Consider the following 10,069-nt stretch of genomic DNA (forward strand, 5'->3'; position numbering starts at 1 on the left):
AATACAATGAGCAATAGTTGTGAACATAACAGTTTATTATTAATGAGAAATGGTACTTCTCAAAGTCAACGTTGTATTGATGCACTGGACCCTGAAAGTATACAATTACATGATCTAAAAATCGAAGACTGGATGCGATTTGCATATAAGTTTTCTAAAAAAATACAGTATTTCGATACTCAAAATAATACAGTTTCAGGAGATTGGAGTAATTTTTTTATCAAAGAAGAAGAAATAGTAAGCTTTGTAGAAAAAATAAAAAAACTCGAAGAAACTTCAGGAAATAATACGCCAGAAAAGAATATTGAACCTCATCTCACCCTTTTTGCAGCTTTTTTAAAGCTGACCACCTTTTCGCAGGAACGACTTAATAGTTTATCTAAAAAACACTTGGATTTTTATTACAAAGAAGTGTTGAAATTGGAGAACAAAGTTCCAGTAGAGGATAAAGTACATATATTATTTGAATTAGCTAAAAATGCTGCAGAGGTTAAAATAGATAAGGATACAGAATTAGATGGAGGAAAGGATGATGACGGCACAAAACGAGTGTATAATACTCAAGAAGAAATTGTTGTTAACAGAGCATCAGTTACTTCACTTCGTAATGTGTTTTATGAGGAAGGTATTGGTATTAGGAATGCCTTTGTTGCTAATTCTTATGATGGACTAGGAGAAGATTTTCCAGATGATCAGATACGATGGTGGCCTTTTGGATATCCAACAGATACATTAGGGCCAACTCAAGATGCTGCAACCTATCCGAATCTTCCTTTTGCAAAAACGGGCTTTGGAATTGCTTCTCCCGTTTTGTTATTGAAGGAAGGAAAAAGAACAATAACGATTACTATTAGCTTAGCACCATTTAAGACAATTGGAATAAGCACTTCAGACCTCCCAGATGCATTCGCTATATTTTTTAGTGGAGAAAAAGAATGGATTGAAGGAGAGATTGATGTTACTGAATCGTCTATAACTTCTGGAGAACTAAAACTGACAGTAGTACTTAATGAAGGATTAGATCCAATTGTTGGTTATAATCAGGAGATACTTTTAGAGCCATACAATACCACAAATCCTGTTGCCAGATTTTTAATAAAAAATAGTGCAACGGATACAATTGGAAATAACTTTCAAAATATATTTTCTTCAACAAATGTGAATGGTGTTACTATTGACGTATCGGTGGATTCAATCCAAGATATTACTGTAGAGAATGATTTAGGAGTTTTGGATGCTTCCAAACCCTTTTATCCCTTTGGACCACAACCTAAAAAAGGATCCAATTTTTTCATTGGCCTTCCGGAAGCTTTAGATAAAAATTGGACGGAAATAAATATAGATTTCTCATGGAAAGATAAATCCAATCTTGTCGAAAACTACATTGCTTACAGAAATGAATTTATTGAAAGAATTAGTAAAGATCGATACACCTTAACATTAGATGTTAATGGAGTAGTAGGTAATCCTAATAGTCTAACATCGATCGTAGCTACAGAAGACTATTTTACCTCAGAAATACAGGTTTTAGAGAATGGAGTTTGGGAATCAAAAGATCTGGATCATCTACTTTTTAGTACAGCAGATCGTAATAAAAGCACTATACAAATTACTCGTACAGCTGAGGTAGGAACCGGAAAAGGTGGATTTTTAGATTTTATAGTCGATCCATTTCCAAAATTCCCAAAAGGAGGCTTTATATTTCAATCAAAAATACCTCCTAAAGAAAAGTTTTCAGCTTCCATTAAAAAAGGATTTGTAAAACTCATTCTCAATCAATCCTTTTTACATGATCTATTTCCAAAGATTTTTTCGGTAGCATTGTCTAAGGAAAATGTTTCGAATACGTTAATTCCCAATGCACCTTATACTCCGCAAATAGAAACTATAAAAGTTGGATATGCTGCACAAGCAAGTACAATAGATGCTAATATTCAGTTATTCCATGAACATCCTTTTGGAATATCCGAAGAAAGTGAAGATTTAAAAAAAGAATCAGTTTTGGCTATCACTAATCCAGAGATAAAATTATTACCATCTTATAAAAAAGGTACATTATTTATTGGTATCGAGAATGCAGAGAATTTACAAAGTGTTTCTTTATTGGTACAAACATTAGAAGGAAGTGAAAATCCCGAAACTACAAATGATTTTGCTGAAGGAGAAAAATTAGATTGGTCTATACTGTGCGATAATGAATGGCTGTCTTTAAATAGAGATTATATAATATCTAATAATACTGATAATTTTTTAAAATCAGGAATTGTAAAGTTTTCAATTCCAAAAGAAGCTACTAAAGAGAATACAAAATTACCTTCAGGATCTTTTTGGGTAAAAGTAGAAAACCCTAGAGATTTTGATACCGTAAGTCAGCTTATTGACATTAAAGCACAAGCTGTTTTGGCGCAATTTCAAAACAATAACAATAATCTGAATCATCTACAATACGGTATTCCTGCAGGAACAATTTCGAAGTTGGTAGAACGATTGGCAAATGTAAAAGGTATTACCCAGGATTATGGTTCTTTTGAAGGAAAACCTAAAGAAACAGACAAGGAGTTTTATCGTAGAATTAGTGAACGCCTTAGACACAAACAAAGAGCTATAACAATCTGGGATTACGAACATTTGGTATTGCAGGAATTTGCAGATATATATAAAGTTAATTGTTTGAATCATACATCACTAACCTCTTTTTTATCTCCTGGAGATGTAACCTTAGTGGTAATACCCAATATTATTAATCAAAATGTATATGATCCTTACAAACCGAGAATTAGCAAAGCAAAGCGCAATGCCATTCAGGATTTTGCAAATAAGTTGAATACGCTGCATGTAACAGCTCAGGTCATCAATCCAGTATATGAAGAAGTGAAAGTAAGTTTAAAAGCAAAGTTTTATGAAGGAAAGGATGAAAACTTTTACAGTACTCAGTTACAAAAAGATATTGCTAAGCTCTTAGCACCATGGGCTTTTGAAGAGACCTCGGTGATTGATTTTGGAGTTACTTTACACGAAAGTATGGTCATCAATTATATCGAAAAATTGTCATATGTAGACTATATCACCAATTTCCAATTATTAAAAGAAACGGGTATTGATACTGCTACCGGAAAAAAAATATTCGGTGCAACCAAAAAAGTAATTCCATCAAGTGCAAAAGTGATTCTTACATCAGTAGAATTTACAAAGCATGTGGTAAATGTGGTAACCCCTTCAGAAGAATGTACATCACTAACTATTAACAACTAAAATTTAAGATAGGTGAAAGAAACGATATCCATACCAAAAAATGTAAGTACCAAAGATGATTTGGATTATGAATACTTACGAGAAATGGGAGTAGCCTATATCGAAAAGATAGGGAGCAAGTTATGGACAGATTATAATGTTCATGATCCAGGGATTACTATGTTGGAAATGCTCTCATATGCAATAACAGATCTATCGCAACGTATTGAAATGCCTATACAAAATCTGTTGGCCTCTAAAGAGAATAATATGACAAAAATGCATGAACAGTTTTTATCTGCCATACATATTTTGCCAACAAAACCAATAACAGCTTTAGATTATCGTAATCTCTTTATTCACATCAATGGAGTGAAAAATGCATGGATAAAACAACACGAAGAATATATTCATGTCAACTGTAAAGAACATCCTGCTCAATTATCATATAACCCTTTTGATGAAAACCAAACCTTTCCGGCACCTTTTAAACTAAAAGGCCTTAATGATATTATTATTGATTTGGATGAAGAGATTGAAGATCCAGAGGCCATTATTACGCTGGTAAAAGACATATATCACCAAAACAGAAATCTTTGTGAAGATCTAGTAAATGTAACCATTGTAGAAGAACATCCTATCGCGATTTGTGCTTATATAGACTTAGAACCTGGTGCAGATGAAGAATATATACTCGCATTGATTTATCAAGCAATAGATCTCTATTTCTCTCCTTCTGTAAATTTTTACTCATTACAACAGATGTTTGATAAAGGGTATACAACCGATCAAATTTTTGAAGGACCTGTTCCATTTTCTAGTGGATGTGTACATATGGAAAATGTATCAGGTGGATTTATTGATAAAGAAGAATTGATAAAAGCAGAGCTGCGAAAAGATATTCGACTATCTGATATCATTCAGCTAATCATGAATATCGAAGGTGTTCATGTAATTAAAGATATCTCAATCAGCCATTGTGGAGAAACTTTGGGTTTAGAAGGTTCTTGGAATATATGTATTAAAGACTGGCATAAACCCGTAAGATGCGATAAAAGTACATTTAACTTTACCAAAGGGCTTTTACCAATAGGAATTAACAAAGAAAAAGTTGCTACAAATTTAGCCAAGCTAAAAGCGGCCGAAAAAGACAAATTCAAGAATATTCATATTGAAGATGTGGAAATGCCATTGGGAAAATACATAGCACCAGAGAGTTATACCACAATTCAGAATGATTTTCCAGATACTTATGGGATTTCTCCATTTGGACTTCCTGGTAACGCTAAAAAACCTCGAAAAGCAAAAGCGAAGCAGTTAAAAGCATATTTATTGTTTTTCGATCAGGTATTGGCTAATTATTTCAAACATCTATCTAAAGTAAAAGACTTGTTATCCGTAGATGATAGCTTGAAAAAATTATATATCGATAATGCAATATTAACCGAAGCTGAAGAGCTAAAAACAAGACAAACCTATTATACGCAGAAAGTTGAAGATATAGCAGATATTGAAGCAATTATAACGGATTATCCAAATTATGAATCAGACCTTTTAGAAATAGCTAATGATCTGGATACAGAAAAGACGGGAAAAGCAGTTTTTTACGAAAGAAGAAATAAATTGTTAGATCATCTGATTAGTCGATTTGCCGAACGATTTGGCGACTACGCCTTTATGATGAAATTGATTTATGGAGATAACGACATCGCTAATGATGAAATTCTACGAGCGAAGCTTAGTTTTTTACAGAACTATAAGAAGATTAGTTGTGCCAGAGGATTAGGGTTTAATTATTGCAATCCAGAAGTAACCTTAACTGATAATGGTATTTGGGATACCCTCAATGTTTCGGGCGTTCAGCAAAGAATAGCAAAATTATTGGGAGTCGTGGATCATAGTAGAAGGGATTTAGCTTCTCAATTTTTAGAAGTATACGAGGAGTTAGATGATGACGGAGTTACTGAATATCGATGGAGGATTAAAAACGAAAGTCAAGTATTACTCTCATCCAGCAAGCATTATCACAATCTGGAAGACGCTTTCAAAGAACTCTTTTTGGCGTATCATCTGGCCAAAAACCCAGATAATTATGATTTTAAATTAACTGAAGATGGTACACAAACTTTTTTCAACTTAATCAATCCTGATATCCTTGATCCTGAAAATGAAGATTGGATTATTGCAAGAAGGATTGCTTTTACGGATACCAAAGAAGAAGGCATAGTAGCTAGAGATGCTTTGATAGCACTTATAAAAGAAGTTACTGCCGACGAAGGTATGTACATCATAGAGCATATTTTACTGAGACCTGATAGAAACAATTTAGATCAATTCGATGTGGATGATCCTTCAGTTTTAGATCCGGATGCAGCTCCAGAAGACTTTATGCCGGTATGTTTGGATGCAGATTGTAAATCTTGTAGCCCCTTTGATCCTTATTCTTTTAGAGTGTCAATCATACTTCCTGGATGGACCAAAAGATTTGCAAACAAGGATTTTAGAAGATTTGCTGAACAATTGATTAGAGAAGAATTACCTGCTCATGTTTTGGCTAAAATATGTTGGGTAGGGCATCCTATAGGATTAGTACCAGATGAAGAAAATGATATGCTCAATCTTCAAGAAAAATATAAGAGCTTTTTAGAATTATTGCATTGTGATACTACCATAACTAGCAAATCAGATATTGAAAATTATAGAACAGCAGTCAATGAACTGATAAGTTGTCTAAATAAGGCAAATACGATTTATCAAACAGGAAGACTACACGATTGCGATAATGATGATACAGAAGAAACAGGAAACAAAATAATATTAGGAAGAACCAATATTGGGAATCTTTAAAAAAGAAGAAAAATCATGGCAACAATACGATTAGAAGAAATTACAACACAATATCGATCTTTTGTTGATGATCAGGTATTGACGGCAGAACAATTGAATACTATAATCGAATATTTCGAAGACCAGAACAGACTTACACGTATTTGTTTAAGTGGAGTTGGTATTGTATGTGGTTTAGAAGTTTCATTCGTAGAAAATAGTTCGATAATTATTTCAGATGGATGTGCAGTAACTACAGATGGAGATTTAATAAAATACCTCTCAAAAACCTATACACATGTAAAAACTTTCGAAGATAGCGAAGCTAATTACAACAAGTTTAATGGCATTACCACGATTCATGAACTGATAACCACCGAAGAATCGGAAACTACAGAAGCTATTGCCTTGAATGAACTACAAGAGTTAGAGGATAAAGTAGTCGTTTTATACTTGGAAAATTTTGCAAAAGAAGAAACGCCATGTACTTCTGCGGATTGCGATACACAAGGACAAGAACAGGTTGCCAAAATTAGAATATTGTTATTCTCTAAAAATGATGGAAAAACGATTAGTAATCAAGCTAATGACCCAATATTTAATAAGCATAATACAACCAAAAAGTTTATAGATCTTCCAGAGATATCTGTAAAACGTGTCATACTGAAAAATCAATATATAGTTGGGAATTCTAGAAATACGATCATTTCTCAAAGTTCTAATACTGCCAATTATTATCGATTAAAGAAAAGTTATTACGATGTTATAAAAAGTACTCCCATCATTAAAAATTTGAAAGTAGCAGTTACACGATTATTTACAGATTTCAAAACCTTATTAGATACAGATTCACTAGAGGTAGTAAGTGCTAAAAGTATTGGGGATAATATAGATAGTTTATTTGATTTTAACATCAGTGATATACCTATTGATATACAATATAGATATGATCTTTTAAAAGATTTGGTAAATACTTATAACGAAATCAAATGTTTGCTATTTGATTTAAGAACAGTCTGTTGTCCTAATCGGAATTCATTTCCAAAACATCTTTTATTAGGAGAATTAGTTCCAGTAGCAAATTACCTTGAATGCCGACATAGTTTTTACCCATCACCAATTATTACCAACGGCAAAGAAAAGTGGATAGAGATACGAAATCTGATTCAACGTATGCATTATATGTTAGAAGAGTATCGCATTACACCATCTGCATTTACTGAAATTAAGGTCACACCATCTATTGATTATGATAATAGCTTAAGCAAAAGAGCTATACCTTATTATTTTGGTACATCAAAAAGTCTTATTGAGAACTGGAATTATGCAAAAACTAAGAAGTTCGAAGAAAATCAAAATTTAGGATACCGAAGTACAAATCTTTCTAGTGCTGATTACGTTCAAAACCCATTGGATTATAATATAGATGGAAATGACTTCTACAGAATTGAGGGGCATTTAGGTAAGGACTATCGTACTGCAATAAAAGATTTGGATACGCTTAAAAATGAAAAAGGATTAGCATTTGATATCAAGGTTCTAAGTATTGATGAAACTCTGGAAGGCCTAGATTTATCTGATTATAAATGTCAGTTTGAAGACCTGAATGCGGTATTGAAAGCTTGGAGAGCAGAACAAAACTGCTTAAATGCTAGTGTTGCACGGTTTTTTTCAGGATTTAGTTTACAAGATAAAGGAAAGCACAAGTATTATAGAGTCAATAGTTTTGAAATAGAAAACGTTGGTTTCGCAGCTGAAGAACGTACATTGTTAGCACCTATCTCAATTGAGACTAGTAGATCAGCTTCTCTAGATACATTGGCATTGGAGACTAATTTTGGAAATATTGGAGGTTTTGACGCGGTATATAATATTGATACAGTAGTTGAAGAAAATATTATTAAGGAAGAAGATGTATTAGGTAAGTTTGTGGATAAAGCTTTTAAAGAAAAACCTGAAGGCTCTGCACAAGATATTATTGCTGTTATTAAAAAAGATATCGAAGAGGATCCAGTAATTTCTGCTTGGGAAACTGAGATCAAAGAAGTTGCTATTGATCAACCTGCAGAAATATTGGCACATACCAAAGTTGCCACTCGATACATTCCTAATAGTGTAGAAGAAATGGATCCGAAGCGAATCAATGATTATAAAATTACCATTGAGAGTTTATGTGAAAAAGTAGAAGCTTATAAAAAAAGAACAACAGGTTTGTTATATGCGCAAACCTCTAATTATCAAAGAACTGGTTTCGAGCAACAATATGCATTGCTACTAAATCAGTTGTCAATTAATTGTTGTGCTGCCGAAAAAATAGAAATTCTACTAGATGAAATTCAAAAAAGAAAGCAAGAAGTACTTGCACAAAAACTATTATCAAAATTTGTAGAGAAACATTCAGGATTAGAGCATAAGGCAGGTGTAAAACCTGGAGGTACTTTTGTAATGATTTATAAGGGARAAAGTAAAACACAAGGATTATCAGTAGCCAATAATGCATTTTTACCATTAGTAACAGCTGCAAATACAGTCACACCAATTAATGTGTCAGCAATAAGTACTCCTGCGATTGGTGCAGTTGATTTTAATCCAGTTACAACTATAAATCCTAATATTTTGTCATTTAATCCTGCACTTCCGGAATTGAGTTTAACAAATTTTAGTGGATTAGAAAACCTTTTAGCAGTACCTATTTCCAATGTAACTGAAAATACAGTAGTAGCAGATTTTTCATTACCATATATGTGCTGTTCTGATTGCGCGCCAACAGCATTTATCATCCCTAAGCAACCTGTTTCACTTCGATTACCTGTTGATCACGTTTGTCTACATAGTGAAACCGCCCCAATTCCTTTCGAGGTAATTCCAGCAGATGGTATTGTAGTAGCAAGTGTAGATGAAAATCAAAATGGTGGAGTGGTGCAGATCGATGGTCAATTCTTCTTTGATGCTTCACAAATCTCAGAAGAGTTATTAGGACAAGAAATAGAATTCACTGTCAACGATCAAATAACGGATGCAAAAATAACAGTGTTCAGAAAACCAGATTTTGACTTTGAAAGTTCAGAACCAAGATATTCTAATGATAATTCTATAGCATCCGTAAACTTTACAGTTCAAGGCGTTGATCTTCCTGCAGGAGTCACTTATTTCTGGGATTTTGGAGATAAAACATTACCAGATAATAGAACAGATGAAAATCCACGACATGAGTTTAAGTTACCAGTAAATGATGAGAATTTTGTTACGGTTACATTAACAATTACCAACGGTAAATGTAGCCATGATGTTTCTCATGATATTCAATTTGAAGTAGAAGTAATCGATACAGCTTGTGTAATAGATTCAAAAGGGACTATTGAAAAAGGATTTGAAGAATTACCTCAGTTTGGAGATGTATCCGAAGAAATAAGAATCAACATTTTTGAACCTACAACAATTCTATATAAAACTGTAGTAGAAGATATGGATGCATTTATTGCAGGGAAGTTCAATGACCAGTTGATGACAAGATTTGGAATAATAAGACCAACGGCTGAAGCAATCCTAAAAAGAATTCAGGAACAGGATAGTTTCGAATTTTCTGCTTTGACCAATATTTTCAGGCTACAAATACAATTATTCTATTCTATTTTATGCTGTCAGTCCAATGATCAAATTGAGGAATTTAGAGGACAATTAGATGAAGTATTAGCTTCAATCACAAGTGCATTAAGAGACTTTAGAGATAATCAAATGAATATTGATACTGATGATAGCCTTAAAGGGTTTTTGAAAAAAACATCAGATAAAGTAACAGATAAACCTCTTTTGGACGAAAGAATCAGAGAACAGTTTGACCTTTTATAAATAGATGAATAATACAAAACATATCATTAATAAAGTATTCTTTGAGGTAAATACAGCTGATACTAAAACAGCGTATTACCTCAGAGATCACCTTGATGTGTTTTTGAAACAAAGTTTACTGCCAACGATCAACTCTTATTTTGATAGTGTTCCATCATTGGAT

Annotated in this window: 3 protein-coding genes; all 3 read left to right on the forward strand. The window is 33.0% G+C overall.

From position 1 onward, the window contains the following. Positions 1–6 precede the first annotated feature (6 nt). From GBO31_RS19610 to GBO31_RS19620, 3 genes are read left to right on the forward strand one after another with little or no spacing between them, the layout of a single operon-like run. Positions 7–3,252, forward strand: coding sequence for a baseplate J/gp47 family protein (locus tag GBO31_RS19610; protein ID WP_219010169.1), 3,246 nt, complete (start codon positions 7–9; stop codon positions 3,250–3,252). A gap of 12 nt (positions 3,253–3,264) precedes the next feature. Beyond that, the gene (locus tag GBO31_RS19615) at positions 3,265–6,078 is read left to right on the forward strand and encodes a hypothetical protein (protein WP_219010170.1); all 2,814 of its coding nucleotides are present in this window, start codon (positions 3,265–3,267) and stop codon (positions 6,076–6,078) included. Positions 6,079–6,093: 15 nt separating this feature from the next. After that, positions 6,094–9,906, forward strand: coding sequence for a PKD domain-containing protein (locus tag GBO31_RS19620; protein ID WP_219010171.1), 3,813 nt, complete (start codon positions 6,094–6,096; stop codon positions 9,904–9,906). The last annotated feature ends 163 nt before the right edge of the window (positions 9,907–10,069 follow it).

The sequence above is a fragment of the Aquimarina litoralis genome (assembly GCF_019295435.1).
In the GTDB taxonomy this organism is placed as follows: domain Bacteria; phylum Bacteroidota; class Bacteroidia; order Flavobacteriales; family Flavobacteriaceae; genus Aquimarina; species Aquimarina litoralis_A.

Bases quoted from the DNA above. Each gene is read 5' to 3' on its own strand.
- GBO31_RS19610 (WP_219010169.1), top strand. From the start codon at position 7: ATGAGCAATAGTTGTGAACATAACAGTTTATTATTAATGAGAAATGGT.